The organism is Acidomonas methanolica (assembly GCF_004346035.1).
GTDB classification, from domain to species: domain Bacteria; phylum Pseudomonadota; class Alphaproteobacteria; order Acetobacterales; family Acetobacteraceae; genus Acidomonas; species Acidomonas methanolica.
In genome coordinates, this window is the sequence record NZ_SLZN01000001.1 from 223,155 (window position 1) to 249,386 (window position 26,232).

Below are 26,232 nucleotides of genomic sequence, written 5' to 3' on the forward strand. Positions count from 1 at the left end.
CTGATGGAGATCTCCGGGCCTATCATGATCCGTTCGCTGCCTGTTCCGCGCCTTGCGACTTGCCTCCTGCTGCTCTGCTTCGCGGTGGAGTGGAGCGCAACCGCGCGGGGCGCGACCGTCCGCATCAAGGACATCACCGACACGGAGGGCGTGCGCGCCAATCAGCTGATCGGGTACGGGCTGGTCGTGGGGCTGAACGGCACGGGAGACCGCCTGACCAACTCCCTCTTCACGCGCGAGACGCTTATCAGCATGTTGAACCGACTCGGCGTGAACATCCGTGATCGGGAGACCCAGCTTCAGACGCATGACGTGGCGGCCGTGATGGTCACGGCCGATCTTCCGCCCTTCGCGCATGGCGGCAACCGCATCGACGTGACCGTCTCGGCGACGGGCGACGCCTCCTCTCTCACGGGAGGAACGCTGCTCGTCACGCCGCTCATGGCTGCGGATGGCGAAGTCTATGCCGTGGCGCAGGGATCGCTCGCCACCAACGCCTTCTCCGTGCGCGGCGCGGCGGCGACGATGGTGCGCAACGTTCCGACCAGCGGCCACATCGGCAACGGTGCGATCGTCGAGCGGGAGGTGCCCTATGATCTGGGCGCCAAAACCCACATCCATATGAGTCTCCGCAATCCGGACCTGACGACGGCGTCCCGCATCGCGGCGGCGATCAATCACGTTTTCGGCCCCATCACGACCGTCCTGGACCCGCGCACCATCCTGATCAATCTCGTCGGGCGCGATCCCGTGACGACGCTCTCCCGCATAGGCGATCTCACGGTGCAACCGGATAGCCCCGCCAAAGTCGTCGTGGACGAGGCGAGCGGCACCATCATCATGGGCGCGGATGTCCGGATCAGCACCGTCGCGGTCGCGCAGGGCAATCTGACGGTGCAGGTGACGGAAACGCCGCTCGTGTCCCAGCCCGGCCCCTTCTCGAACGGCACGACGGCGGTCGTTCCGCGCACCAGCATCAACGCCAGCATCGACAAGGACCATCACCTGGCGATGATGCCGAGCGGCGCGACGCTCCGCGATCTGGTCGCCGGCCTCAACTCGCTGGGCGTCAGCCCGCGCGACATGATCAGTATCCTTCAGGCGATCAAGGCCGACGGCGCCCTGCAAGCCGATCTGGAGATGCGTTGATGACCACGATTCCTTCCGTCGCCTCCCATGCTTCGCCGGCGAACGCGAGCGCTCCTGACCCACAGACCCAGGCCAAGACCTGGAAAGCCGCACAGGATTTCGAAGCAATGACGATCAACGAGATGCTTCAACCGATGTTCGCAGCCGCGGAACCGGATGACAACGGCTTGTTCGGAGGCGGCATCGGGGAAAAGCAGTTTCGTCCCATGCTGATCAACGAAATGGCGAAGACGATGGAACAGACCGGCGGTCTGGGACTCGCCCCGGCCATCTATCGCCAGATGCTCGCGCTGCAGGAGAAGAAATGAAACAGAGTCTTGCCGCGATCGAGGCGATATGCACCGTGCTGACATGCGAAAATACCGCGCTGGAAAAAGCGGATTTCGCGGAAGTCGCCGCCCTCCTGCCCGCCAAGCGCGAAGCGTCAAAGCGGTTGGAAGACATCGCAGCGAATGATTGGGAGCCCGACATAGGCTGCAAGGACGCGCTCGCACGACTTGCAGACCTCACAAGGCGCAACGGCATGCTCTTGCGCCAGGCCATCGCGGCGCAGGACAGTTTTCTCGCGCTTTTGACCCGCCCCCCGCCGCCGAGCGAGAAAAACGCCTACAGCCCGACAGGCACCTATCTTTCACTCACCACGACGCGACCCGTGGCCCTATCAATCCATAAATGACGTCCTGAAATAGCCATTCCGATATCGTCATTCCAGAGACTCATAATGTGCAAGACGCCACGCCGTCGGCTCGGCCGCCGCCAGACTTTGCCACTCGCGCAGGAGCGGATGGTCGAGCACAGCCGCCGCATATTCAGCCGCTTCCGGCGACAATGAGACGGCATAGCTGTCAAACCGGGTCACGACCGGCGCGAACATGATGTCCGGCACGGTAAATTCAGCTCCAAAGAGGTATGGGCCACTCCCGCCGAATGCCTGACGCGCTGTCCGCCACATATCGTCAACCCTGCGAATATCCTTCAGCGTTTCATCGTCCAGCGCCGCCCGCGCGCGCGCAATGCGTCCCAGATTCATCGGCAAAGCCTGACGCAAGGCGCGAAAGCCGCCATGCATCTCGCTCGCCATGCTTCGCGCATGAGCACGTTCGATCCGTCCCGCCGGCCAGAGAGACGGAGCGAATTCAGCGCAATATTCGCAGATGGCCAGACTTTCCCACACTCTGGCGCCGTCATGTTCGAGATAGGGAACAAGCCCATTGGGCGAGATGGCATGGATTTCCGTTGTCTGACCGCCGCCGCGCAACGGAATGACGACATCGACGACATCAAGCCCGGCGATCCGCACGGCAAGCCACCCTCGCAGAGACCAGGAGGAATAGCGTCGAGTTCCGATCACAAGACGGTTTGCCTGACTCTCACTCATGACCCACTCCCGTTGAACCGCCTCCGCCTAAGCGGCATCCAGACGGATAAATCCCCCGCCGAGCACGCGCGTGTCCGCGTACAAGACGCAGGCCTGCCCCGGCGCGGGCCATGCGGGCTCATCGAGCCTGACGACGGCCTGACCATCGTCGCTTTCCATGACCCAGGCCTGTCTCACGGCTTCCCGCGCACGCAACTGCACGCCGCAGCGCAGAGTCCGCCGTGCTTCGCCCGCCTGCCCATTGCCTACGAGCCAGTTCATATCGCGCAGCCGAAATTCTGTGCGTCCCGATGCGTCGCGCGGTCCAACCACGATGCGCCGCGCCGGGGCGTCGATCCGCGTCACCATCTGGCGCACCCCGCCGGCAGACTTCGTATTGATATCGCCCAGACGTTTGCTCTGCCCGATCGTATAGCGCGCAATCCCGTCATGCCGCCCGAGCACGCGCCCCGTCGCATCGACGATATCGCCGGCCTCAAGCGTCTCGGGACGCAATGTTTCGACCAGATCCACATAGGACCCTTGCGGGACGAAGCAGATATCCTGACTATCCGGCTTCGACGCGACAGGGAGCCCCATCTTCATCGCCACCGCGCGCACCGCCTCCTTGTCAGGCATCTCGCCGAGCGGAAAACGGAGGAAATCGAGTTGCGCGCTCGTGGTGGCGAAGAGAAACCAACTCTGGTCCCGGTCGAGATCGACCGGCCGATGCATTTCGACCCCCTCCGCGCCCGCATGGCGCCGGACATAATGCCCGGTCGCCATCGCCTCGCACCCCAGGTCGCGCGCCATGCCGAGGAGGTCGGAGAACTTGACACCCTGATTGCACGCGACGCAGGGAACGGGCGTCTCCCCGCGGGCATAACTTTCCGCGAAACGGTCGATGACGCTGCGGCGAAACCGCTCCTCCGCATCGATCACATAATGCGGAATGCCCAGACGATCCGCGACGGCGCGCGCGTCCATGATATCGCGCCCGGCGCAGCATGATCCTGTCTTCGTGGCCTGCCCGTGATCGTAAAGTTGCAGGGTCGCGCCGATGACCTCATGCCCCTCGTCCTTGAGCAGCCCGGCAACGACGGAACTGTCCACCCCTCCGGACATGGCGACGAGGATACGCATGGGAGACCGGGTTTTCCGCGCTCAGGCCGTGTGCGGCAAGCGCACGACGAGGCCGTCCAGCGCGTCGGTCATGACGATCTGGCAGCCGAGACGGGAAGTCTTTTCGAGGCCGAAGGCGAGATCGAGCATGTCTTCCTCGTCATCGGTCGGGGAAGCAAGCTTTGGCGCCCATTCTGGATCGACGATGACATGGCAGGTCGCGCAGGCCAGCGAGCCTTCGCACGCGCCTTCGAGATCGATATCGTGCTTATGGGCAATTTCCAGCACGGAAAGCCCGGCCGGCGCATCGACCTCGCGCCGCGTGCCGTCTCGCTCGATGAAAACCATATGAGGCATGTCGAACCGTCCTGAACTCTCTATCTAATGTGCGAGAGCAGCGCGGAAAAGCGCCGCCGCCCGGTTGATCTCCGCGCTGGAGGTAAAGCGTCCGATCGACAGACGCAAGCTCCGCGCGGCTTCTTCGGCGCTGAGACCCATGGCCGTCAACACATAGGACGGCACGATCTCGGCCGACGAACAGGCCGAGCCGGTGGACATGGCGAGCGTCGGAAGGCGCGCCATGATATCCCGAGCGAGCCACGGCGCGGGGAAACAGACATTCAGCGCACCCGGAAGGACGTGCCGCGGGTCGCCGTTACGGGCAATGCCCGGCGCCGCTTCTTTCATCGCCTCCCAAAGCGCGTCGCGCAGCCGCGAAACGCGCCTGGCCTCTGTCGCCATTTCCGCTGAGGCGAGGGCGGAGGCCACGCCGAACCCGACGATCAGCGGCGTGGGAAGAGTGCCGGATCGCAGGCCCCGCTCCTGCCCGCCGCCGGAGAAGAGAGCATCGAGCCGCACGCGCGGCCGACGGCGAACGTACAGCGCGCCGATCCCCTTCGGCCCATACATCTTGTGCGCGGACACGGAGGCGAGATCACAATCCAGATCCCGCACCGAAACCGGCAACTTGCCCGCGAGCTGGGCGAGATCGAGATGAACGAGCGCGCCGGCCTCGCGCGCCAGTGGGATCAACGCGCCGAGATCATGCATCACGCCGGTCTCGTTATTCGCCCCCATGACGCTGACCAGCAGGGTAGGCACGGCGAGCGCCCGCGCCAGCACGCCGGGGGCGAGACGGCCATCGCGCTCTACCGGGAGGATGACGGGCTCGAACCCTTCCGCCGCGAGCGAGGCCACGGATTCGAGCACGCATTTATGTTCCGTCGCGACCGTTATGATCCGCCGCGCCGCATCGCCCTGACGCGCCCTGTGCCGCACGGCCCCCTTGATGGCGAGGTTGTTCGCCTCGGTCGCGCCCGACGTGAAGACGACCTCCCGCGCCTCGGCCCCCAGCAGGGCGGCGACCTGCTCCCGCGCTGCCTCCACCGCCTCGGCGGCATCGAGACCGAAGCGATGATCGACGCTGTGCGGATTCCCGAAGACGGTGGTGAAGAACGGCAGCATCGCCTCGACCACACGAGAATCGCATGGCGTCGTCGCCTGGTTGTCGAGATAGATCGTCACGCGCGCCGCCCAGCCCCGCCCAGCCGCAACGCCATCGCGCGATAGGCGGCGATGAACCCCTCCACGTCGCTCTCCTCGACATTCCAGGGCAGAGACACGCGGATCGCATGGCCTGCCGCCACCCCATATCCCATGGCGTCGAGGACGTGCGAAAACGCGACCTTCCCCGAGGAACAGGCCGCTCCCGCCGACACGGCATACCCGGCGAGATCGAGCGCTATGAGCTGCGTCTGCGCGGCGACACCGTCCAGAACCAGCGCACTCGTCTGCCCCAGCCGCGGCGCGTCGGCTCCGGCGACCCGTGCCCCGACCTCCCGCGCCGCCGCCTCGATTCGATCACGCCAGACCCGTTGCTGGCTCCCATCCTCGGCCAGCGCCTCCCGAAGCGCCGCTGCCATCCCCGCGATCGCCGGAAGAGGCGGCGTGCCGCCCCTGCGCCCGCGTTCCTGTCCTCCGCCCTGAATCAGGGGATCGACCGTCGCCGCCCGCGTGAGAAGCGCGCCCGCGCCTTTGGGGCCGCCGAATTTGTGACCGGAAATCGCCAGACTGTCCGCGCCGAGCGTATCGAGCGTGACCGGGACGCGCCCGGCGGCCTGCACCGCATCCACATGAAGCCATGCCCCGGCGGAGCGGCAAAGCGCCGCGATCTCGCGGATCGGATGCAGCACTCCCGTTTCGTTGTTCGCCGCCATGACGCAGACCAGCGCCGCATCGCCGCTGTCGAGAAAGGCGCCGAGCGCGTCGATATCCAACGCCCCTTCCGGCGTCACGTCCAGAGCCGTCACCTGGGCATGACGGCGCGCGGGCGTGCGGATCGCATCGTGTTCCGTCGCTCCCATCGCCAGACGCTGCCGCCGGAAGGCATGCAGCGCGAGGGCGTTTGCCTCCGTGCCTCCCGAGGTGAAGATGACGCCGTCCGCTTCCGTCCCGAACGCCTCCGCCAGAACCTGCCGGGCGTCTTCGAGCACGCGCCTTGCCGCCTGACCCTCGGCGTGGATCGAGGACGGATTGCCGGACAGGAAGGCGGCCCTCGCCATCACCTCGAACGCGGCGGGGCGAAGCGGCTCGGACGCATTGGCATCAAGGTAGACGGTCATGTGTCGCAATGTCGTGTGACGATGGCCGGAGTGCAACAGACAATTGCCTGCGGCCTCCCCACATAAAATTTTGGCATCAAACCGCCGAGTCCCGAGGAATTTTGTGGAATTCCGACACCCAAGCCCGTTATACAACCCGCCACCGGGCGGTTGCAGCCCTCCTGGAGATCATCCAGCCATTGCGGTTTCGCCGCAGGACGGGAGATCTGCATGAGGGGCCTGAGCACCGGACGAGCGTCCTCCGTGAGACGCCCGTCACCCAGGGTCGAGGGAGTGTCCATTATGTCTCATCCAGCGCCGCTTCGCCTTGCTTTCAGCAGCCTCGCCGCGCCGATATGGCCATATGCCGGACGCCTCTGAGCAGGCCTGAAAGACTGTTGACCCAGTCTCCGATGCAGGGCGTTCCCGCCCGCATTCTTCCCCTTGAACCGGACGTATCGCGCCGCGGCATCGGTCCGATCGCCTGTCTGACGAAACCTCGCGCCGCCATGCCAAGGGACGGCGTCTGCACAATGCGGAAGTCTTAATGCCAGAAGTCATGTTCGCCGGCCCCGACGGCCGGCTGGAGGGCCGCTACCACCATTCTGACGAGGCCAATGCGCCGCTCGCCCTGGTGTTGCATCCCCATCCGCTGCATGGCGGCACCATGAACAACCGGATCACCTATTCCATGTATCGCAGCTTCGAGAAGCTCGGCTTCTCGGTCATGCGTTACAACTCGCGCGGCGTCGGGCGGAGCCAGGGTCGCTATGACGGCGGCATCGGCGAGATTTCCGACGCCGCCGCGGCGCTGGACTGGATGCAGATGGTCAACCCCAACTCCAGCACGCTCTGGATCGCGGGATATTCCTTCGGCGCTTTCGTGGGCATGCAGCTCCTCATGCGCCGGCCCGAGATCAGCGGCTGGATCAGCGTCGCCCCTCCGGCCAACGATTATGATTTCGGCTTCCTCGCGCCCTGTCCGTGCGGCGGCCTCATGATCGCGGGCGGGCGTGACGAACTCGCGCCCGAGCCGGGAATCCGCAAGCTGGTGGACAAGTTGAACACGCAGAAGAACGTGACGGTCGACTATCGCGTCTTCGACGATGCGGATCATATCTTCGCCCAGCATGCCGAGCAGGTCTCCGCCGCGCTCGAAGAGCATGTGACGACGATGCTCGCCCGCCGGTCGCTGGCGCTTGCTGCGGACTGACGCGCGGCCCGACTCGCGTCATGCACGCAGGGGCGCGGCCGTCAGGCCGCGCCTTTTTGCTTGAAATCCCATGCGGGATGACAAAAAAACGATTATGACCGCAATGAATAACGCTGAAAATACAACATTCAAAAGCAGCTTCCTGCGTGAAGCTCACGCGCGTGGCTTCATCTTCCAGTGCACGGATGCCGATGCGCTGGACGAAGCCATGGCCGCCGGCGCGATCACCGCCTATATCGGCTTCGATCCCACGGCGGAATCGCTGCATGTGGGAAATGCGCTGTCCCTCATGGCGCTGCGCCTGCTGCAACGTCACGGCCATCGTCCCATCGCGCTGATGGGCGGCGGCACGGCGAAAATCGGCGATCCGTCCTTTCGTGACGAAGCGCGAGCGCTGATGGATGACGATAAACTTTCCCACAACCTCAATGGGATAGAGAAAAGTCTTCGCCAATTCCTGAACTTCGACGATCCACGGAGCGGCGCTCGCCTCGCCAATAATGCCGAATGGCTCGACCGTCTCTCCTACCTGACCCTTCTGCGGGATGTCGGGGTCCATTTTTCCGTCAACCGGATGCTTTCCTTCGACAGCGTGAAACAGCGTCTGGAACGGGAGCAGGGCCTGACATTCCTGGAATTCAACTATTCCATCCTCCAGTCCTACGACTTCCGGGAGCTCAACCGGCGCTACGGCTGCGTATTGCAGATGGGCGGCTCGGACCAGTGGGGGAACATCGTCGCGGGAATCGACCTCGTGCGCCGCACGGACGGCAAGCAGGTCTTCGGCCTGACGACGCCTCTGGTGACGACGGCCTCGGGCGCGAAGATGGGCAAGTCCGCCAGGGGCGCCACTTGGGTTTCCGCCGCGATGCTGCCGGTCTTCGAATACTGGCAGTTCTGGCGCAACACCGAGGACGCGGATGTCGGGCGCTTCCTCAAGCTCTTCACCGATCTGCCGGTGGAGGAATGCGAGCGACTGGGCGCGCTGGAGGGTGCCGGGATCAACGAGGCGAAGAAGATCCTCGCCACGGAGGCGACCGCGATCTGCCATGGCAGGGACGCCGCCGAGGACGCCGCCGAAACCGCCCGCCGCACCTTCGAACAAGGTCAGATCGCCGCCGATTTGCCTCGCAGGACTCTCCCGGCCGCGCTTTTCGACGACGGCGTCCCTGCCTTCCGCCTCCTGGCCGAAGCCGGGCTGGTGACGAGCAACGGCGAGGCGCGCCGTCTGATCCGCGGCGGTGGCGCGCGAATCAATGACATGACCGTCGCGGACGAGAATCTTCTCGTCACGCGCGGTGACTTGCGCGACGGTGTGGTGAAGCTGTCCTCGGGCAAGAAGCATCACCTTCTCGTCGCGCCCGACTGACCCGTGATGATCGCGCCACGCGCTTCCGACAGGCTGGCTCCTTCCCCGTTCGGCGAGGTATTCGCCCGGCTGCGCGGCATGCGCGCGACGGCCCTGATCTATCTGATCCTCTACCCGACCCCCTGGTTCTATGAGGGCTTCCATGCGCGGGATGTCGTCGGCTCCCTCGCGGGGCTGGCGGTCTTTCTGGCGGTGTATTTCGCCCATCCGCCCCTGCATCCGAAGCTCTGGCAAGGCGTGGCCATCGCGGCGATCGGCTATGCCATGTCGCCCTTCCATGCCATCTGGGCGGTGTTCATCGTGTATGCCGGCTCGGTCCTGGCGGCGGCGCGGCCACGTCGGCACGCGATCGCCGTGTTCATCGTGCTGCTGATCTCGCTGGTGCTCTTCTGCTGGATAACCCATCGGCCGTGGCCGGATATCGCGTTCGGGTCCAGCTTCTCGATCGCATCTTTCGTGACGACGGGACTGACCGTCGACCTGGCGCGCCAGCACCGGCAATTGCTGGAAGCGCAGGAAGAGGTCCGCGCGCTCGCGGCCAGCGCCGAGCGGGAGCGCATCGCCCGCGATCTGCACGATCTGCTGGGCCACTCGCTCACCCTGATCGCGGTGAAGGCCGATCTCGCCGAGCGATTCGGGCCGATCGACAGTGAGCGCGCCGCACGAGAGACACGGGAAATCGGCGAGGCCGCGCGTCTCGCCCTGCGCGAGGTGCGCGCGGCCGTGGCGGGCATGCACGGCGCCTCGCTGCGACGCGAGATGGATCGTGCCCGTGACGCCCTGGCGAGCACCGGCGTGACGCTGCACGTACAGGGCGACGTGGAGGCCATCGACCCGTCGCAGGACGGCGTCCTGGCCATGACCCTGCGCGAGGCCGTCACCAACATCATCCGCCATGCGGAGGCCCGAAACTGCACCGTCACGCTGGAACGCGACACCTCCGGCGAGGTTGTGCTCGTCGTCGAGGATGACGGCCCCACGCGCGAGCCGATTGCCGAAGGAAACGGGCTGGGCGGCATGCGCCACCGCCTCGCCGCCGCGGGAGGGGTGCTGAACGTCGATCGCGGCGGGAGCGGCGTGCGGCTGGAAGCCCGGCTCGCCGCGCATCCGGGAGCGGCGGCATGAATGCGCGCCTCATCCGCCTCGTCATCGCCGAGGACCAGGCCATGCTGCGCGACGCCTTTGCCAGCCTGCTCGGCTTCGAGCCGGATTTGGAGATCGTCGCAAGCGTCGGCGACGGCGACTCGGCGCTTGAGGCCGTGCGGACCCATCATCCCGATATCCTCCTGACCGACATCGAAATGCCGGGTCAGAGCGGCATCGACATCTCCATCGCCCTGAGGGCGGAGAAATCGCCGACCCATGTCATGATCGTCACCACCTTCGGGCGGGCGGGCTATCTCAAGCGCGCGCTCAATGCCGGCGTCCGGGGTTATCTGCTGAAGGACGCCCCTGTGGGGCAACTCGCCGACGCGATCCGCAAGGTCGCGGCGGGCGGACGGGCGATCACGCGCGAAATCGCCGAAACGGTCTGGGAAGCCGCGCCGGACCCGCTCAACGAGCGCGACCGCGCCATTCTGCGCCTTGCGGAAGCGGGCCGATCCAATCGCGAGATCGCCGAGGCGCTGAACCTTTCTCCCGGCACGGTACGGAATTACTTCTCAGAAGCGGTGCAGAAGCTGGGCGCGCGCAATCGCATGGAAGCCGGTCGCATCGCGCGGCAGAACGGCTGGTTATAGCGACCCGCCGGCTTTCCTCCTCCACGCCGCCTCGATCAGCGCAACCGTCCGCGCGATCACCCGGGTTTCGTCATAAAGCGCCAGCGCCCGCTCCCGCGCCGCCTCGCCCATGCGGCGACGCAGCGCGGGGTCGCCCACAAGTCGATTCAGCGCGCGCGAGAGAGGCGCGGCCAGACCGGGCGGCACGAGAATGCCCTGCCTGCCGTCCTCGACCTGCTCACGCGGTCCCCGGATATCGGTCGTCACGATCGGGAGGCCGCATAGCATCGCCTCGATGACGGACATCGGCAGTCCTTCGAAGTGGCTGGGCAGCACGAAGATATCGGCCGCCGCCAGAAGTGCCGCGACGTCGTCCCGACGCCCCAGACGGCGCATCCGCTCGCCGAGCCGTTCCTCCGCGCGCGCAAAGAAAGGATCGAGCGATTCGCCGTGATCGGAGTCCAGCCTTTCGCCGACGATCCAAATTTCGGCGTCCGGCACGGCCTCCATGGCGCGCAGCAACTCCGGATAGCCCTTGTGCCGCACCTGACGGGAGACGGCGATCACCACCACCCGCTCCGCCGGCACGCCCAGGGCCGCTCGTATGCGCGAACGCGCCGCCGCGTCCGGCCGGAACCGGGTCACATCGCGCCCGTTGCCGATCGGCCGCGCCTGCCGGTTGATCCGCAACCGCCGCGCATCGGCAGCCTCTTCCGTCGAGACAGTCATATAGAGATCGGTGATCTTCCCGGCCAGAACTTCCAGGACCAGCGCCAGCCAGCGTCGCCCGCGCGGGCCGGGCTGGTTGTAGAGAAATCCGTGACATGTATAGGCGATGACAGGCACCCCGGCGCTCCACGCGGCAAAACGCGCGAGCAGGCCGCTGATCGGCATATGCGCGTGAACGAGATCGGGCCGTTCCTGCCGGATCAGGCGGCGCAAGGCGAGGAAGGCCCGGAACTGCGGCCCCGGCGCCATGGACCGCACCAGAGGAACGGCGTGAATCGCGAAACCTTCGGCCCGCGCAGGCGCCAGATCCGCCCCCTCGGCACATGCGCCCGTAACCTCATGCCCCGCATCGCGCAGGGCGCGCATCAGTGGCAGAAGAAACTGACGCAATGCGAAGTCGACATTCGTGATTTCAAGGATCTTCATGCAACCCGCCCCGCCGCCTCAGTCAGGCGCGCGTTCGAACACCCATTGCACGACATGATGAAACGGCCGCTCGACCGCAGCGGGCTTTCGCGGGGAGGCCGGGGTTTCGCCGACCGCTTCTTCCTCTTTCTCTTCCTCAGCAATGGCTGCGGCGTCGGGCGATGGCGCCGTCACGACAATCTGCAGGGCCGGTACGGCGTCCCCATCCCCCAGATAGACGCTCTCTTCCAGCGCCAGCGCTCCTCCCTCCTGCCGGAAACGCCAGAAGGCGCCGTCGATGGTCAGCAAAACCTCGTCCTGATCGTCTGAAATCTGTGCGGGAATATCGGGATGAATATGGAACCGCAGTGCCATCTGCACGCGACGCTCGCCCTCGACCGTTTCCTCGCCGCGCAATTCCTGCCCGTCACGCCCCAGATAAAGCCGCCGCCGCCAGTTCGCCCCCAGCGGCGCGCGATAACCGTCATGGGAGAGATCAAGCCAGTGCGCGCCATCCTGCGCCACATGCGTGGCCGTCACCTTGCCGGGACGTCGCGCGACGCCGCCACCGGGAGAAAAATCGATGCAGGACCGGTTGTCCAGCGTGAGAGACGTATGCGCGGCCGTCGCACGCAACGCCTTTGCCCAGGCCCCCGTTCGCGCGCTGCCGCAATTCACGAACACCCGCTGCCGCCCATGAGAAAACTCGAACGACAAGGTTCCGGCCTGGGCGGTCGCATCGAAGCCCGGCGGCGGCGGCATGCCGCCATCGACGATCAGCAGGCTCTTGCCGTTGGCGATGCGGTAGAAACCGCCATCGGGCATGGCCGACGCCACGATCTTCTGGCGCGCCCCCAGATTCAGCATGGTCTCGACGGTCTGCCCGTTATGGACGGACGCGCCGTTGAACAGGGCGAGGCCGCCATCGCCGTGACGCATGGCCCGCAGGACAGGGCACAGGCGGGTCAGACCCGCCGAAAGCGGCGGCGGAGGCGGAATCTGGGCAGCGCGCAACATGGCGTTCATTTCGACCAGTTCGCGCACTGCCTGGAACTGTGCTTCCGGGCTTCGATCCGCGAGGCAACCGTCCGGCAGCATGAGCCGGTCGAGTTCCTGTTCGAGATAGCGCAGGAAACGGCTGAAAAAACCGCTCTGGCTGGGAATGCTCAGGGCGGCGGCAAGCAGTCCGCGCAGGGCGGAAAGGCCGCGCCACCCCTGCACGGGCAGAGGCAGCAATGCGGCGATGGTGCGCCCTTCGATCAGAAGCCGGTCCATCAGCCGCTGACGATAAAGCGTATCCGCGGAAGCCGCGAAAAAATCGAAATGCCCCATCCACGCCGCGAGGCGCTCGCCGGTCGTCGCGGCGTCGGCGATCAGGGGATCCGTGGGCAGATGGTCGATCCAGCTCGCGACGATGGCACGCGCCTGAAGGCGGGCCTCGTCATTGCCGAGTGCCCGGAGGTCGCGTAGCCAGGTGAAGCCGTGCAGCCAGCGCCGGACGGCGACCGGCAGGTCCTTGTGCTCCCAGTCCTGCACGGTCAGCGGATAATCCCGCATGTCGAAGCGGAAGACGCCGCGCAGCATCAGGGCGCCGCGTGTCGCATCGCCGGGCCACAGGTCACGCAACGTATGGGCGGGCATGTCGGGTGCGCGCCCGAGCCCCGGCAACCGGGCCAGAGACAAACGTGCTTCGCGCGTCCATCGTCGCATCATGTCACGTCCCGCTCCCTCCCGGCCCGTCAGTTCGGCACGCCCGCCCCAGCCTGCCGGAGATGCGCAATGGCCATGGCGTAATCCGCCTGACCGAACACCGCGGTCCCGGACACGAACATGTTCGCCCCGGCGGCAGCGGCCAGCGGCATGACGAGAGGATCGACGCCACCATCGACGCCGATGACGATATCCCGTTTGCTCGCCGTCACCATCTCGCGCAGGGTCCGGATCTTGGGCAACTGGCTTTCGAGAAACCTCTGCCCGCCAAAACCCGGATTGACGGTCATGACCAGAATCACATCCGCCAGATCGAGAAGATAGGAAACCGCTTCAGGGGGAGTCGCCGGACAGATCGCGACCCCGGCCTTCTTTCCCAAGGCGCGGATCGTCTGCAGGCTGCGATGCACATGGGGATTCCCCTCGACATGCACATGGATGTGATCCGCGCCCGCCGCGGCGAAAGCCTCGAGAAGAGGATCGGCGGGCTCGATCATCAGATGCACGTCGAAAGGGAGGTGGCTGTGCGGCCTGAGCGCGCGCACCATCGGCGGCCCGAACGTCAGATTGGGCACGAAATGCCCGTCCATGATGTCGATATGCAGCCAGTCGGCGCCGGCGCGCGTCGCCGCGGCGACTTCCTCCCCCATCGCCGCGAAATCGGCGGAGAGAATGCTGGGAGCGATCAGGATCGGGGAAGCGTCGGCCATGGTCATTCCCACTTAACGTCAAATGATTAAGAAAGTGCAACCCGCCCCGCGGCTTTATCCTCCCGGCCGCCGCAACCGTGCGGCAAAAAATCCGTCCATTCCGCCGCGTTCGGGCCAGAGGCCGGGATGGGTGCGGAAGAACCCTTCCTGTGTGCGCGCCTCCGGCATGGCGGCGAGCTCCGACTCGGAGAAGGGCTCCACCCGCCAGCCGCGTCGCACCGCGGCGGCGACGCGCTGCGGCCCCTCCTCGTCCTGCAACGAGCAGACGGCGTAAAGCAGCACCCCATCGGGACGGAGCATCTCGCCCGCCGCGTCGATCAGCCGGTCCTGCCCTTCCGCCAGCGCCAGGACGTCGCGTGGACGCTTGATCCAGAGCACGTCCGGATGCCGGCGGAACGTGCCGGTCGCGGAACAGGGCGCATCGAGCAGCACCGCGTCGGCGAGCGGACGCGGCCGCCAGTCAGCCGCGTCGGCGACCACCATCTCCACATCCAGCCTGAGCCGGGAGAGGTTTTCCTCCAGCCGCGCCGCACGCGCCGGCTCGCGCTCGACGGCAATCACCTCCGCCCCGGTCGAGGCGAGTTGCGCCGTCTTGCCGCCCGGCGCGGCACAGAGATCGACGACGCGTTGGCCGCGCTGAATGTTCAGCAATCGCGCGGGCATGGACGCCGCCGCGTCCTGCACCCAGAATTGCCCCTCATCATACCCCGGCAGGTCCGTCACCCGTGTCCCCGCCGGATAGCGGACTGAACCATTGGGCAGAAGGAGCCCGCCCGGCGGCGCATCCGCACCGGGTTTCAACGTCAGATCGAGTGGCGCCTCGCGATACAGCCCGGCGGCGATCGCCCGCGCACGGTCCCCCCATGCGCTCCAGAGCCAGGACGGCACATCCAGCCGTTCCTCGTCCAGCCCCTCCCCGAGCGTGTCGCCCTCACGCGCGACGCGCCGCAGCACCGCGTTGGCCAGCCCCGCGAACGGCGTCAGCCCCCGCCGTCGCAGCAGCGACACGATGGTCGCCACCGCCGCATGGGGAGGGGTGTTCAGGTGGCGCAACTGCGCGACTCCCATGAGCAGCGCGCACCGCACCGGCGCGGGCGGCTCCCGGCGCAGAAGCGGGCCGAGCAGTTCCGTCATGCTCCCCATATGACGCAGCACGGTGGCCGCGAGGCGATGGGCGCTGGCCCGGTCGCGCGGATCGCCCACGCTGCTGCGGTCGAGCGTCGTTTCCAGCATGCGGCGATGCTCGACGACGCCGCAGAGAATATCGAAGGCGAGATCGCGCGTCGGGTCGCCGCCGGGACGATCAGCACCGGGACGTTCGCCGCCGGTTCGGCCGGATGATGAGGAGGAAGAATGCGCCATCGGCCAGCCAATGGCATTTCGCGCCCCGCTGCGCTACCCCCTTTTCATGACCGGACCGAACCAGCGAAACCCCTCAATGACCGCTCCCGATCTTGCTGCCCGCCTTGGGGGCCGACTTGAGGCTGTCAGGCAACGTATCGCCGCCGCCGCCCGACAGGCGGGACGCGACCCGACCGGGATCACCCTCGTCGCCGTCAGCAAATTCCATCCCGCCGAAACCGTCGCCGCCGTTCTGTCCGCGGGGCAATCGACATTCGGGGAGAACAGGGTGCAGGAAGCGGAGGCGAAATTCCCGCCGCTCCGGGACGCCTGGCCCGATCTGCGCCTGCATATCATCGGCGGCGTGCAGACCAACAAGGCGCTTGCGGCCTGCCGCGTCGCCGATGTCATCGAAAGCCTCGACCGCCCTTCCCTCGCCGACGCCATCGCCCGTGCCGGCGACCGGCTCGGGCGTCTGCCCGACATGCTAGTGCAGGTGAACACCGGCGCGGAGCCCCAGAAATCCGGCATCGCCCTCGGGGAGGCCGACACCTTCATCGCGCTTTGCCGCGCCCGTTTCGGAGAGCGCCTGCGCGGCCTCATGTGCATCCCGCCGGTGGAGGACGATCCACGCCCCCATTTCGCCACCCTCGCCCGCCTGGCCCGCGCGCATGGCCTGCCGACGCTTTCAATGGGAATGTCGGGCGATTTCGAAGCCGCGATCGCCGAGGGCGCGACGCTCGTCCGGATCGGCACGGCCATTTTCGGCCCGCGCCCGACCTCTTCTCCGGCCGCGCCGGACTGAGTCGCGGCGCGCGCGACTTGCGGCGCAGGGGCAAAGGATCGTATTCCCCATGAACTCAGAAGAGCTCTCGCGGCTCACACAGGCGCATTGCGTCCGAGTGATGGAACCGGAATGACAGATCGTCCCGCCGACAACGCCGCCGCCCCTTCGGGACCGACACGTGAGGTCGGCACCGGGGCCGACGTCGTCACCACGCCCCATCCGGTCGGGGCCGCCGCGCTGCTCGGCGTTCTGGGCGTCGTGTATGGCGACATCGGCACGAGCCCGCTCTACGCTCTGCAATCATCCGTCAGCATCGTCGGCTCTCTCGCCCACCCTGCGAGCCGCCTCGATCTTTTCGGCATCGAGAGCCTGATCTTCTGGGCACTCATGCTCGTCGTGACGATCAAATACGTCATTCTCGTCATGCGGGCCGATCACGATGGCGAGGGCGGTATCGTCGCGCTCATGTCGCTGGCCCAGAAAGTCTGCCGCACGGACCGTCTCCGATGGTTCTTCGGCCTGGTCGGCATCGCGGGGGCCTGCCTGTTCTTCGGCGACGGCATCATCACTCCGGCGATTTCCGTGCTTTCCGCCGTCGAAGGCATCAATGTCTCCATTCCCTCCGCCTCCCATGTCATCATTCCAGCCGCGATCATCATCCTCTTCGGCCTGTTCTCCGTTCAGGGATTCGGCACAGGCGCCATAGGCCGGGCGTTCGGACCGATCATGCTGATCTGGTTCCTCTCCATCGCCGTTCTCGGCATCCGCAGCATTGTTCTCCATCCGTCGATTCTCTGGGCGCTCTCCCCCCATTACGCGGCGCTTTTCATTTTCTCCCATGGATGGCTCGCCTTCGTGGCACTGGGCTCGGTAGTTCTGTCCGTCACGGGCGCCGAGGCGCTCTATGCCGATATGGGGCATTTCGGGCGCGCGCCGATCCGCCTGGCCTGGCTGTTCTTCGTTCTGCCCGCCCTGTCCCTCAACTATCTCGGCCAGGGCGCATTGCTGCTCAGCCATCCCGGCGCCCTGGCCAATCCCTTCTATTCCCTCGCCCCGGGCTGGGCGCAGATCCCGCTCCTGATCCTCGCCACCTTCGCCACCGTCATCGCCAGCCAGGCGGGCATCTCCGGCGGTTTCTCCCTCTGCCGGCAGCTCATCCAGCTCGGCTACCTCCCGCGCATGCGGATCACCCACACGAATGCCGAGGAAGAGGCGCAGATCTATCTGCCCGTCTTCAACTGGATGCTCGGCATCGGGTCGTTGCTGCTGGTCGTTTCCTTCCGGTCCTCGGCGGCGTTGGCGGCAGCCTACGGCATTGCCGTGACGGGCACCTTCATGTGCACCGCCCTGCTCGCGATGGTGGTGTTCCAGCGTGTCTATAACTGGAGCCCGGCTCTGGTCGGCGCCGTGTTCGGATTCTTTTTCCTGCTGGATTCGACCTTCTTCTCGTCGAACATGCTGAAAATCCCGCAAGGCGGCTGGGTGCCGCTGGCGATCGGCGTCTCGGCCACCATCCTCATGACGACCTGGCAGCGGGGGCGCAATCTTATCCGCGCCCGGCAACAGGCGGACGCGCTCCCCGTCGCGTCCTTCCTCGCCCGCCTGCCGCAATCCCGCACCCTGCGCGTGCCGGGCATGGCCGTCTTCCTCACCGCCAACCCCAATCAGGTGCCGACCTGCCTTCTGCATAACCTCAAGCACAACAAGGTCCTGCACGATCACGTGCTTCTGGTCACCGTGCAGACGCTCGACCAGCCCGAGGCGCCGCGCGGCCATCGTCTGATGGTGCAGGAACTCGCCCCGAACATTCATCGCGTCATCGTGCGCTACGGCTTCATGGAGATGCCGAACCTACCCCGCGCGCTGGAGGAACTGAACGCCATCGGCATCGATTTCGACGCCATACAGGCGTCCTACTTCGTCTCGCGCGAGCTTGTCGTGCGTTCGACCGTGCCGAAGATGTCGCTCTGGCGCATGTGGCTCTTCCTCATCATGGCGCGCAACGCCGTGCCCAGCACCGAATTCTTCCGCATCCCGCCGGATCGCGTGGTCGAACTCGGGGTGAGGATCGCGATCTGAGCAGCGCCGGACCACTCTCTCGGGAACCGCTCGCCCTCTACGTGCATTGGCCGTTCTGCCTGGCCAAATGCCCTTATTGCGACTTCAACAGCCATGTCCGCGACGTCATTCCGCAGACGCGCTTCCGGGATGCCCTGCGGCGCGAACTTGCCCATGACGCCGCGCGCCTCGGCCGCCGCCCCTTGCGTTCCATCTTCTTCGGCGGCGGAACGCCCTCGCTCATGGAGCCGGAGACCGTCGCCCGGCTGATCGAGGATGCCTGCACTCTCTTCGCACCCGAGCCGGATCTGGAAATCACGCTGGAAGCCAATCCCACCAGCGTCGAGCGGACCAGACTCGCCGCGTTTCGCGTCGCCGGGATCAATCGTCTCTCGCTCGGCCTCCAGAGCTTGCGGGACGACGCCTTGCGGATGCTCGGGCGGGAGCATTCGGCCGCACAGGCCGTCGCCGCGCTGGAAACCGCGCGGGCGCTGTTCCCCCGCTTCTCCTTCGATCTCATCTATGCGCGCCCCGGCCAGACGGAGCAGGACTGGGAGGCGGAGCTGGGCGAGGCTCTCACCCTCGCCGCGGATCATCTCTCGCTCTATCAACTCACCATCGAGCCCGGCACGCGCTTCGAGGCGCTTCACCGCCGGGGAGAACTTTCCCTCCCCGAAGAGGATCAGGCCGCCGCCCTCTACACCCTGACCGGCGAGGTCGCCGCCCGCCATGGTTTGCAGCCCTATGAAGTCTCGAACTACGCCCTCCCCGGCTCGGAAAGCCGCCATAACCTCGTCTATTGGCGCTATCAGGACTATCTCGGGATCGGTCCGGGCGCGCATGGACGCGTGACGTCGGAGGACGGCATCCTCGCGACCCGCCGCCATCGCGCCCCGGAGATCTGGGCGGAGCGCGTCGAGGCGACCGGCAGCGGCTGCACTGCGGAAACACCGCTTTCAGGCGAGGAGCGCGCGCGGGAAGCCCTCGTGATGGGATTACGGCTGAGCGAGGGGATCGACGCCTCCCGCTTCGAGACCCGGACAGGCCGGAAGCTGACGGACGCGCTCGACCCTGCCATCCTGGAAGCGGCGCTCGAGGAAGCCTATCTGGAGGTCACGCCAGCCGGGCTGCGCGCCACGCCGGAAGGCCGGTTGCGCCTCGAATCGCTTCTTTCCGCCCTCGTGCTGTAATGAGCGCTTCAAAATTCGTCCATAATGGATGACAAGAAAGAAACCGTTTTTCCCGGAGCCCTGCCCCTTGCGCCGATTCCTGCTCGCCGTCGCCTGCGCCGTCCTGTCCGTCTCTCCTTCCGTTGCCTTCGCCGCCGGCGTCGGCACACAGGATCTCGTCATTCTCGACAATGACTTCGAAGGGCCCGCGACCTCGAACATCGATTCGCTCATTCCGCTGCTGAACAATCCGCACATCACCCTGCTCGGCGTCACCACGGTCATCGGCGATGACTGGGAGAATGCGGAGTCAGCCCATCTCCGGCGCTTTCTCGAAATCGCCCGCCAGACGCAGATTCCGGTCTATGAAGGCGCCACGCTGCCCCTGATCAATTCCCGCCCGCTCATGCGGCTCCGCGAAGAGCATTTCGGCACGATCCCGTGGAAGGGCGCATGGGGTGGCCTCGGGAGCATCGAGGCATCGCACGACACCCAGCCGCCGCTCGGCCCGCTCCCGGAGGGCGAGCCGAAGCTGAAGGCGCAACCGCTCCCGGCGGCGCTCTTCATGATCCAGCAGGTCCACGCCCATCCGCATCAGGTGACGATCATCGAGGCCGGACCGATGACGAATCTGGCGCTCGCCATCCGGCTCGACCCGGACTTCGCGGCACTGGCGCGGCAACTGATCTTCATGGGCGGATATGTCGGGCTGGGCATGGAAGCCGCCACGGGCAATGCCGACAATGCCTCGGATTTCAACCTGCTCTTCGATCCGGAAGCCGCCCATATCACCCTGACGGCGCCATGGCCCGCCATCACTTCTGTCTCCAACGTCTCCAACGACGTCTTCATGTCGAAAGCCGACATGGAGAAACTCGCCGCCAGCCGTCATACGCCCGTGACCGACTATCTCGCGCATTACTACGCCCCGATGCCGATGTGGGACGAGACGACCACGCTGCTCGCCGCCGATCCATCCCTCATCAAGAAATCCGTCGCCGTCTACATGGACGTGGATCTTGCGTCAGGCCCTCATCAGGGCAGTGTCGTCCTCTGGTCCGACGCCAACGCACCGAAGAAGATGGGGGTGCGGAAGGTTCACATCGTTCAGGAGATCGACCGTCCCCGCCTGCTCGCCGCCTTCGCGGACGATGCGCGCAACGCCATGGGAAAGAACTGACCGCGGCACGATGCTCCATCTCATCAAGCTCGCTGTCGGCTGCCCGACCATCGACAGTCTGGCGCAACGGATGCGGGAGCCGCGCCTCGACGGCCACGGCGTCATCACGACCCGCACCATGCCCAAACGCGCGGAGGAGATTCTGGCGGGCGGGTCGCTCTACCGCGTGATGGACGGTTTCATTCTCTGCCGTCAGCCTGTCGCGGATTTTCGCACCACGACGCGGCCGGACGGAACGGCGGGCACGCTGATTCTCGTGAAGGATGACATCATTCCGGTCTCCCCACGCGCCATGCGCCCATTCCAGGGCTGGCGTTACCTGTCTCCCGAGGACGCCCCGCCCGATCTGGTCTCCGGCAACGGAGCCGTCGACGGGCTCGAGGCGCTTCCGGTCATGCTCCGTCGGGCGCTCGCCGAACTCTGCCTGATCTGAGTCCGGACCGCGTCAGCGTCCCGTCATGATGCGTTCGACGAGTTGCGCCACACTCGGCACGAAACCATTCGCATAGAAGGGGTCCGTGGCGAAGCGCCAGGCATTCGTGCCGCCGAACATCAGATTCTGGTCGACAACCCTATCCGCATGATCCGCCCCCTCTTCATCCGTCACATGGGCGATGGTCTGCAAGGTTTTCTGGATGCAGAAGGAGCGCGGATCGGCCTTCGCGCCCGTGGTGTACTCCGGTCCCCGCTGGCTCCAGTTGGAAAACCGGCATTCGGACAGACATCCCATGCACGCCGCCTGATCGGCGACGATCTGCCGGGCATCGTCCGCATCGACGAAGATCAGGGTGGAATCAGGCGTCCGCATGGCCTCGGCAAAACCTTGCGCCTCCCAGGCCGCGATCCGCCCCGCGTCCTCGGCGGTCACATAGACGAGCCTTTTGCGCGGCCCCACCCCATAGGGGATGAGATGCTCGCCCACCGGCTCGGAGCTATAGGCGACCTGACGCTCCGACCGGCCGAGCAGATCATGCAGGAAGGCATTGTTCACCGCGGAGGAGTAGAACCCCGTGGGCGAGAAGCGGTTGAGATAGATATCCCCTTCCTTCAGCGTGCGCAGGCGGCGCTTCCACGCATCAGGAATCGGGCTTTCCCGCGTCAGCAACGGCCGCGTGCCGAACTGGAAGACGATCGGCCCCAGATCGGGATTGCCGATCCAGTCCTCCCATTCCTCCAGCCACCAGACACCACCCGCCATGACGATCGGCGTCTCCGTCAGGCCATATCTGTTCATGGTCTCCCGCAAGGCGAGCACACGCGGGAACGGATCTTCCGGAGAGAGCGGGTTTTCCGTATTGGAAAGGCCATTATGGCCGCCCGCCCGCCATGGATCTTCATAAACCACCGCGCCGAGAAGCTCGGCGGTCTTGTGGTAGGAGCGCTTCCACAGGGCGTTGAACGCCCGGGCCGAAGAAACGATCGGGTAATAGTGAATACCGAACCGCGCCGCGATCGTGGAAAGCCGATACGGCATTCCGGCGCCGCAGGTCAGCCCGTTCACGCAATCGGGCGCGCCTTCGAGCACACCCGTGGCAACCGTCTCCGCCGCACCCATTTCCCAGAGAATATTGACGTTGATCATACCGCGGCCGCCGGAAATCTCCCGCGCCCGCTTGACCTGCGTGATGCCGCCGTCGATGGCATAGCGCACCAGCTCTTCCTGCCGGTCCCGCCGCGTCCGCCCATGATAACTCTGCGGGAGGAGGCGGCCCTCTGAATCATAGCTGTCGGCATTGACGGCCGAAACCGTGCCCACGCCGCCTGCGGCCGCCCAGTATCCCGCCGAAATCCCGGTCGAGACTGAAACACCCTTGCCGCCTTCCACCAGGGGCAGGACGTCCCGCCCCGCCATACGAACGGTATCGATCGACTTCATACTCGTCTCATCTATCCCGGCGCTGCCGGGCAAGCATCATTCCTGCCCGCCCGGCCAAGCCTCGTCGCGTTTCGTCAGCTCGCATCGCGCCCATGCGGCGCCCGCGCGGGTTTCTCGCCGACGCTTCCGCTGATATCGGCACCCGTCTGCTGATCCACAACCCGCATGGACAGCTTGACCTTGCCGCGGTCGTCGAAACCGATCACCTTCACTTTCACTTCGTCGCCCTGCTTGACGACGTCGGTCGTCTTGGCGACACGCCCGTCCGACAGCTCGGAGATATGCACCAACCCGTCCCGCGGGCCGAGGAAGTTCACGAACGCTCCGAAATCGGCGGTCTTGACGACCTTGCCGGTATAGATGCGGCCAATCTCCGGCTCGGCCGTTATCCCCTCGATGCGGGAAATCGCCTTCTGCGCCTGCTCGTCATTCGAGGCGGCGATGGTGATGATGCCGTCATCGTTGATATCGATCTTCGCACCGGAAAATTCGACGATCTCGCGAATGACCTTGCCGCCGGAACCGATCACGTCGCGAATCTTCTCCCGGGGGACGGTCAGCGTCGTGATCTTCGGCGCATTGACGGAAACACCCTCGCGCCCTTCGGTCAGTGCTTTCGCCATCTCGCCGAGAATGTGAATGCGTCCTTCCCGGGCCTGCTCCAAGGCGATCTTCATGATCTCCGGCGTGATCGAGGTGATCTTGATGTCCATCTGGAGCGCGGTCACGCCCGTCTCCGTTCCGGCCACCTTGAAATCCATGTCCCCGAGGTGATCTTCGTCGCCGAGGATGTCGGACAGCACGGCGAATCCGCGATCTTCCTTGATCAGCCCCATGGCGATGCCCGCCACCGGCTGGGACAGCGGCACGCCGGCATCCATCAGCGCCAGCGACGCGCCGCAGACCGTCGCCATGGACGAGGAGCCGTTGCTCTCGGTGATCTCGGACACCACGCGAACGGTATAGGGGAACTTGTCCTTGCCCGGGAGGATCGGATGGATCGCGCGCCACGCCAGCTTGCCGTGCCCGATCTCGCGACGCCCCGGGCTGCCCATGCGTCCGCATTCACCGACCGAATAGGGCGGGAAATTGTAATGCAGCATGAAGTTGGAGCGGTATTCGCCTTCCAGCGCATCCACCACCTGCTCGTCCTGGGCCGTGCCCAGCGTGGCCACGACCAACGCCTGCGTCTCGCCACGGGTAAACAGCGCGGAACCATGCGCACGCGGCAGGATGCCGACCTCGGAGACGATAGGACGCACGGTCTTCGTATCGCGCCCGTCGATACGGATGCCGGTCTTCAGGATCGCCCCGCGCACCACCTGCGCTTCCAATTCTTTGAGCATCGGCTTGGCGGCGTCCAGGTTCAGCTCTTCCTCCGCGAGGAGTTCGAGGATACGCGCCTTCGCCTTCCCGACCTTCTCGTAGCGGGCCTGCTTGACCTTCTCCTTGTAGGCGTCGGCCATCAGCTTGGTGCCGACCTTCTCGACGCGCTTGCGGAGAGCGATCTCCTCCTTGCTCGGCCCTTCGAGATTCCAGGGCGCCTTGGCAGCGTGCTCGGCAAGCGCGATGATCGCGTCGATGACCGGCTGAAAGGCCTCATGGCCTTTCACCACCGCGTCGAGCATGGTCGCCTCGGGGAGTTCGGAAGCTTCCGACTCCACCATCAACACGCCCTCGCTCGTCCCGGCGACGACGAGATCGAGGTCGCTGTCCTTCATCTCGGCGAGGGTCGGGTTGATGACCAGTTCGCCACCGATGCGCCCGACCCGGCTCGCGGCGACCGGACCAAAGAACGGAATCCCCGAAAGAGTCAGGGCGGCCGAGGCACCGATCAGGGCGACGACCGCCGGATCGTTCTCCATGTCATGGCTCAGCACCGTCGCCGTGACCTGAACCTCGTTGCGGAAATTTTCCGGAAAGAGCGGCCGAACCGGACGGTCGATCAGGCGCGCGTTCAGCGTCTCGACCTCGGTCGGCCGCCCTTCGCGCTTGAAAAAGCCTCCCGGAATCTTGCCGGCGGCGTAGGCTTTTTCCTGATAATTCACGGTCAGCGGGAAGAAATCCTGCCCCGGCTTGACATCCTTCGCGCCCACCGCCGTGCAGAGCACGACCGTGTCGCCATAGGTCACCACGACCGCGCCATCCGCCTGGCGGGCGATCTTGCCCGTCTCCAGAACCAACTTGCGCCCGGCCCAGTCAATTTCCTTGCGATAATAATCGAACATGCGTTGTCCTTCCCGTTTGGGTCGGATCGCTCGGGCAGGGCAAGCCTCGGCTTCAGGGAGCATCGGGGCAAGAACAGCGTTTCGGACGGCATGGCAAGGCTACGGGACGCACCCGTCATGTCACCATGTGGCCTGAAACGCCGGCAGCCGATCCACTTCGGTGTCCCGCCGCGTCAATCGCGACCAATATGAATGGCGGCCTTTCCCGTCGCCATCGTCTTAACAGTATCGCCCGCGCGGCAGGATCGCCCCGCCGCGCAGGACGATTTTCAGCGGCGGAGGCCGAGGCGCCCGATCAGCGTCTGATAGCGCGAGGCATTCTTGCGCTTCAGATAATCGAGCAGACCACGACGCTGGCCGACCAGCATCAGCAGACCACGACGCGAATGGAAATCCTTCGCGTGGATCTTGAGATGTTCGGTAAGATTGGTGATGCGCTCGCTCAGCAGCGCCACCTGAACCTCCGGCGATCCGGTGTCATTCAGGCCGGTCTTGTATTCCTCGATGAGCTCCGCACGGCGCTCGGCAGTAATCGACATCGTCTTCTCCAACGATCGAAAGGTCAGAAGATGCGCACCGGCTTCAGTCGCCCCTCGACGAGACGACACAGGCCGACAACGCGCTCCCCGTTGATCGCGCATATCACGCCGTCAGGCGTGTCCATGGCCGGCAAGGGGGCGGCAATGCCGTCCAGAGCAAGAATCTGTCCGAACGACAACGCCCTTGCCTCCGCATCGGTGACGGCCAGTGCCGGGATGTCGGCCAGCGCGGTCGCCACCGGCAGCAGAGACACCGGAAGAGCACGCGCCTTCTCGACGCTTTGCGTCTGAATGTCCAGTGTTATCGCATCCTCTTCATGAAAAGGGCCACATTTCGTCCGTCGCAGCGCGGCAATATGCCCCACCGTTCCACAGGCAAGGGCGATGTCGCGCGCGATGCTCCGCATATACACGCCCTTTCCTGAACGAACCGTAAACACCGCATGATCGTCATCGGGACGCTCGATCAACTCGATCGCGTCGATCCGCGCCGGACGGGGCGGCAGGTCCGGCGGCCGTCCCGCGCGGGCGAGATCATAGGCCCGCGCGCCGCCAACCTTGAGCGCCGAAAAGACGGGGGGCACCTGCATGACATCGCCGGTCATCCCCGGCAGGACGGCACGAATCTCGTCATCCGCCGGACGATGGGGCGACGTCGCCAGCACCTCTCCTTCCCGGTCATCCGTCGTTCGCGATTCGCCGAATGCCAGAGTGAAGCGATATTCCTTGGTCGCGTCCATGATCCAGGGAATGGCCCGCGTCGCCTTGCCGAACGCCACGGGCAGGACGCCCGTCGCCAGCGGGTCCAGCGTTCCGGCATGGCCGGCCTTGCGCGCGTCGCAGAGCCGCCGCGCCTGCGCGACCACGCTCGTGGACCCGACGCCGAGCGCCTTGTCCACGATCAGCCAGCCATCGATCTCCTGCCCATGTCTGCGGCTCATGCCGTGCCCGGCCTGTCCCTGCGAGTCACGG

At 65.7% G+C, this 26,232-nt stretch carries 24 protein-coding genes and 1 pseudogene; 12 read left to right on the forward strand and 13 right to left on the reverse strand.

Going from position 1 to position 26,232, the window contains the following annotated elements:
* Positions 1-24 precede the first annotated feature (24 nt).
* Genes EDC31_RS01060 through EDC31_RS01070 form a run of 3 tightly spaced genes read left to right on the forward strand, consistent with a single transcriptional unit; the run spans position 25 to position 1,825 of the window.
* The gene (locus tag EDC31_RS01060) at positions 25-1,149 is read left to right on the forward strand and encodes a flagellar basal body P-ring protein FlgI (RefSeq protein ID WP_081797355.1); all 1,125 of its coding nucleotides are present in this window, start codon (positions 25-27) and stop codon (positions 1,147-1,149) included.
* On the forward strand, positions 1,149-1,457 hold the full coding sequence (locus EDC31_RS01065; protein WP_042055264.1) for a rod-binding protein: 309 nt from the start codon (positions 1,149-1,151) through the stop codon (positions 1,455-1,457). The genes EDC31_RS01060 and EDC31_RS01065 overlap by 1 nt, the downstream gene beginning before the upstream one ends.
* Positions 1,454-1,825, forward strand: a complete 372-nt coding sequence (locus EDC31_RS01070; protein WP_042055266.1) for a flagellar protein FlgN — start codon at positions 1,454-1,456, stop codon at positions 1,823-1,825. The genes EDC31_RS01065 and EDC31_RS01070 overlap by 4 nt, the downstream gene beginning before the upstream one ends.
* Positions 1,826-1,852: 27 nt before the next feature.
* Here EDC31_RS01070 and EDC31_RS01075 read toward each other — a convergent pair whose 3' ends face one another.
* The 5 genes and pseudogenes from EDC31_RS01075 to EDC31_RS01095 form a co-directional block, all read right to left on the reverse strand.
* Positions 1,853-2,527 carry a glutathione S-transferase family protein gene (locus tag EDC31_RS01075; protein ID WP_042055268.1) on the reverse strand — a complete coding sequence of 225 codons (675 nt, stop codon included), beginning with the start codon at positions 2,525-2,527 and terminating at the stop codon, positions 1,853-1,855.
* Between the two features lie 27 nt (positions 2,528-2,554).
* A pseudogene (gene mnmA, locus EDC31_RS01080) lies at positions 2,555-3,664 on the reverse strand (tRNA 2-thiouridine(34) synthase MnmA); the annotation flags it as partial.
* Positions 3,665-3,670: 6 nt separating this feature from the next.
* Positions 3,671-3,985, reverse strand: a complete 315-nt coding sequence (locus tag EDC31_RS01085) for a ferredoxin family 2Fe-2S iron-sulfur cluster binding protein (protein ID WP_042055272.1) — start codon at positions 3,983-3,985, stop codon at positions 3,671-3,673.
* 24 nt (positions 3,986-4,009) lie between these two features.
* Positions 4,010-5,152: a cysteine desulfurase family protein gene (locus EDC31_RS01090; RefSeq protein WP_042055275.1), complete on the reverse strand. Its 1,143-nt coding sequence runs from the start codon at positions 5,150-5,152 to the stop codon at positions 4,010-4,012.
* Complete coding sequence (locus EDC31_RS01095; protein ID WP_042055277.1) at positions 5,149-6,249, reverse strand: cysteine desulfurase family protein; 1,101 nt, start codon at positions 6,247-6,249, stop codon at positions 5,149-5,151. The genes EDC31_RS01090 and EDC31_RS01095 overlap by 4 nt, the downstream gene beginning before the upstream one ends.
* Positions 6,250-6,775: 526 nt before the next feature.
* On the opposite strand from EDC31_RS01095, the gene EDC31_RS01100 reads away from it, so the two are divergent.
* The 4 genes from EDC31_RS01100 (at position 6,776) to EDC31_RS01115 (ending at position 10,549) form a co-directional block, all read left to right on the forward strand.
* Positions 6,776-7,441 carry an alpha/beta hydrolase gene (locus EDC31_RS01100; protein ID WP_042055279.1) on the forward strand — a complete coding sequence of 222 codons (666 nt, stop codon included), beginning with the start codon at positions 6,776-6,778 and terminating at the stop codon, positions 7,439-7,441.
* A gap of 103 nt (positions 7,442-7,544) precedes the next feature.
* Positions 7,545-8,810: a tyrosine--tRNA ligase gene (tyrS, locus tag EDC31_RS01105; protein WP_132126872.1), complete on the forward strand. Its 1,266-nt coding sequence runs from the start codon at positions 7,545-7,547 to the stop codon at positions 8,808-8,810.
* Positions 8,811-8,816: 6 nt separating this feature from the next.
* Positions 8,817-9,935, forward strand: a complete 1,119-nt coding sequence (locus EDC31_RS01110) for a sensor histidine kinase (RefSeq protein WP_052511524.1) — start codon at positions 8,817-8,819, stop codon at positions 9,933-9,935.
* Positions 9,932-10,549: a response regulator transcription factor gene (locus EDC31_RS01115; protein ID WP_042055282.1), complete on the forward strand. Its 618-nt coding sequence runs from the start codon at positions 9,932-9,934 to the stop codon at positions 10,547-10,549. The genes EDC31_RS01110 and EDC31_RS01115 overlap by 4 nt, the downstream gene beginning before the upstream one ends.
* On the opposite strand, the gene EDC31_RS01120 is transcribed toward EDC31_RS01115, so the two are convergent.
* From EDC31_RS01120 to EDC31_RS01135, 4 genes are read right to left on the reverse strand one after another with little or no spacing between them, the layout of a single operon-like run.
* A complete protein-coding gene (locus EDC31_RS01120; RefSeq protein ID WP_042055285.1) occupies positions 10,544-11,683 on the reverse strand; it encodes a glycosyltransferase family 4 protein in 1,140 nt (379 codons plus the stop codon). The genes EDC31_RS01115 and EDC31_RS01120 overlap by 6 nt on opposite strands.
* Positions 11,684-11,701: 18 nt before the next feature.
* On the reverse strand, positions 11,702-13,375 hold the full coding sequence (locus EDC31_RS01125; RefSeq protein ID WP_081797356.1) for a heparinase II/III family protein: 1,674 nt from the start codon (positions 13,373-13,375) through the stop codon (positions 11,702-11,704).
* 26 nt (positions 13,376-13,401) lie between these two features.
* A complete protein-coding gene (gene rpe / locus EDC31_RS01130; protein ID WP_042055288.1) occupies positions 13,402-14,082 on the reverse strand; it encodes a ribulose-phosphate 3-epimerase in 681 nt (226 codons plus the stop codon).
* 54 nt (positions 14,083-14,136) lie between these two features.
* Complete coding sequence (locus EDC31_RS01135; RefSeq protein ID WP_042055289.1) at positions 14,137-15,444, reverse strand: RsmB/NOP family class I SAM-dependent RNA methyltransferase; 1,308 nt, start codon at positions 15,442-15,444, stop codon at positions 14,137-14,139.
* Positions 15,445-15,520: 76 nt separating this feature from the next.
* Here EDC31_RS01135 and EDC31_RS01140 point away from each other — a divergent pair, with 76 nt between their 5' ends.
* From EDC31_RS01140 to EDC31_RS01160, 5 genes are all read left to right on the forward strand, one after another.
* Positions 15,521-16,228: a YggS family pyridoxal phosphate-dependent enzyme gene (locus EDC31_RS01140; RefSeq protein ID WP_042055529.1), complete on the forward strand. Its 708-nt coding sequence runs from the start codon at positions 15,521-15,523 to the stop codon at positions 16,226-16,228.
* 111 nt (positions 16,229-16,339) lie between these two features.
* On the forward strand, positions 16,340-18,289 hold the full coding sequence (locus EDC31_RS01145) for a potassium transporter Kup (protein WP_081797357.1): 1,950 nt from the start codon (positions 16,340-16,342) through the stop codon (positions 18,287-18,289).
* Positions 18,286-19,458 carry a radical SAM family heme chaperone HemW gene (hemW, locus tag EDC31_RS01150; RefSeq protein ID WP_042055530.1) on the forward strand — a complete coding sequence of 391 codons (1,173 nt, stop codon included), beginning with the start codon at positions 18,286-18,288 and terminating at the stop codon, positions 19,456-19,458. Before EDC31_RS01145 ends, hemW begins: the two co-directional genes overlap by 4 nt.
* Before the next feature lie 67 nt (positions 19,459-19,525).
* The gene (locus tag EDC31_RS01155) at positions 19,526-20,617 is read left to right on the forward strand and encodes a nucleoside hydrolase (RefSeq protein WP_042055294.1); all 1,092 of its coding nucleotides are present in this window, start codon (positions 19,526-19,528) and stop codon (positions 20,615-20,617) included.
* 10 nt (positions 20,618-20,627) lie between these two features.
* Positions 20,628-21,050: a DUF1489 family protein gene (locus tag EDC31_RS01160; RefSeq protein WP_042055297.1), complete on the forward strand. Its 423-nt coding sequence runs from the start codon at positions 20,628-20,630 to the stop codon at positions 21,048-21,050.
* 12 nt (positions 21,051-21,062) lie between these two features.
* On the opposite strand, the gene EDC31_RS01165 is transcribed toward EDC31_RS01160, so the two are convergent.
* The 4 genes from EDC31_RS01165 to truB form a co-directional block, all read right to left on the reverse strand.
* A complete protein-coding gene (locus tag EDC31_RS01165) occupies positions 21,063-22,493 on the reverse strand; it encodes an NAD(P)H-dependent flavin oxidoreductase (RefSeq protein ID WP_042055299.1) in 1,431 nt (476 codons plus the stop codon).
* Between the two features lie 74 nt (positions 22,494-22,567).
* Positions 22,568-24,721 carry a polyribonucleotide nucleotidyltransferase gene (gene pnp / locus EDC31_RS01170; protein WP_042055301.1) on the reverse strand — a complete coding sequence of 718 codons (2,154 nt, stop codon included), beginning with the start codon at positions 24,719-24,721 and terminating at the stop codon, positions 22,568-22,570.
* A gap of 269 nt (positions 24,722-24,990) precedes the next feature.
* Complete coding sequence (gene rpsO, locus EDC31_RS01175; RefSeq protein WP_042055304.1) at positions 24,991-25,260, reverse strand: 30S ribosomal protein S15; 270 nt, start codon at positions 25,258-25,260, stop codon at positions 24,991-24,993.
* 23 nt (positions 25,261-25,283) lie between these two features.
* The gene (truB, locus tag EDC31_RS01180) at positions 25,284-26,201 is read right to left on the reverse strand and encodes a tRNA pseudouridine(55) synthase TruB (RefSeq protein WP_042055306.1); all 918 of its coding nucleotides are present in this window, start codon (positions 26,199-26,201) and stop codon (positions 25,284-25,286) included.
* Positions 26,202-26,232 lie beyond the last annotated feature (31 nt).

What these genes read in the sequence shown, in the direction of transcription:
- EDC31_RS01060 (WP_081797355.1), top strand. Translation starts at nt 25, where the DNA reads ATGATCCGTTCGCTGCCTGTTCCGCGCCTTGCGACTTGCCTCCTGCTG.
- EDC31_RS01065 (WP_042055264.1), top strand. Translation starts at nt 1,149, where the DNA reads ATGACCACGATTCCTTCCGTCGCCTCCCATGCTTCGCCGGCGAACGCG.
- EDC31_RS01070 (WP_042055266.1), top strand. Translation starts at nt 1,454, where the DNA reads ATGAAACAGAGTCTTGCCGCGATCGAGGCGATATGCACCGTGCTGACA.
- EDC31_RS01075 (WP_042055268.1), bottom strand. Translation starts at nt 2,527, where the DNA reads ATGAGTGAGAGTCAGGCAAACCGTCTTGTGATCGGAACTCGACGCTAT.
- EDC31_RS01085 (WP_042055272.1), bottom strand. Translation starts at nt 3,985, where the DNA reads ATGCCTCATATGGTTTTCATCGAGCGAGACGGCACGCGGCGCGAGGTC.
- EDC31_RS01095 (WP_042055277.1), bottom strand. Translation starts at nt 6,249, where the DNA reads ATGACCGTCTACCTTGATGCCAATGCGTCCGAGCCGCTTCGCCCCGCC.
- EDC31_RS01100 (WP_042055279.1), top strand. Translation starts at nt 6,776, where the DNA reads ATGCCAGAAGTCATGTTCGCCGGCCCCGACGGCCGGCTGGAGGGCCGC.
- tyrS (WP_132126872.1), top strand. Translation starts at nt 7,545, where the DNA reads ATGAATAACGCTGAAAATACAACATTCAAAAGCAGCTTCCTGCGTGAA.
- EDC31_RS01110 (WP_052511524.1), top strand. Translation starts at nt 8,817, where the DNA reads ATGATCGCGCCACGCGCTTCCGACAGGCTGGCTCCTTCCCCGTTCGGC.
- EDC31_RS01115 (WP_042055282.1), top strand. Translation starts at nt 9,932, where the DNA reads ATGAATGCGCGCCTCATCCGCCTCGTCATCGCCGAGGACCAGGCCATG.
- EDC31_RS01120 (WP_042055285.1), bottom strand. Translation starts at nt 11,683, where the DNA reads ATGAAGATCCTTGAAATCACGAATGTCGACTTCGCATTGCGTCAGTTT.
- EDC31_RS01125 (WP_081797356.1), bottom strand. Translation starts at nt 13,375, where the DNA reads ATGATGCGACGATGGACGCGCGAAGCACGTTTGTCTCTGGCCCGGTTG.
- rpe (WP_042055288.1), bottom strand. Translation starts at nt 14,082, where the DNA reads ATGGCCGACGCTTCCCCGATCCTGATCGCTCCCAGCATTCTCTCCGCC.
- EDC31_RS01135 (WP_042055289.1), bottom strand. Translation starts at nt 15,444, where the DNA reads ATGGCGCATTCTTCCTCCTCATCATCCGGCCGAACCGGCGGCGAACGT.
- EDC31_RS01140 (WP_042055529.1), top strand. Translation starts at nt 15,521, where the DNA reads ATGACCGCTCCCGATCTTGCTGCCCGCCTTGGGGGCCGACTTGAGGCT.
- EDC31_RS01145 (WP_081797357.1), top strand. Translation starts at nt 16,340, where the DNA reads ATGACAGATCGTCCCGCCGACAACGCCGCCGCCCCTTCGGGACCGACA.
- EDC31_RS01160 (WP_042055297.1), top strand. Translation starts at nt 20,628, where the DNA reads ATGCTCCATCTCATCAAGCTCGCTGTCGGCTGCCCGACCATCGACAGT.
- EDC31_RS01165 (WP_042055299.1), bottom strand. Translation starts at nt 22,493, where the DNA reads ATGAAGTCGATCGATACCGTTCGTATGGCGGGGCGGGACGTCCTGCCC.
- pnp (WP_042055301.1), bottom strand. Translation starts at nt 24,721, where the DNA reads ATGTTCGATTATTATCGCAAGGAAATTGACTGGGCCGGGCGCAAGTTG.
- rpsO (WP_042055304.1), bottom strand. Translation starts at nt 25,260, where the DNA reads ATGTCGATTACTGCCGAGCGCCGTGCGGAGCTCATCGAGGAATACAAG.
- truB (WP_042055306.1), bottom strand. Translation starts at nt 26,201, where the DNA reads ATGAGCCGCAGACATGGGCAGGAGATCGATGGCTGGCTGATCGTGGAC.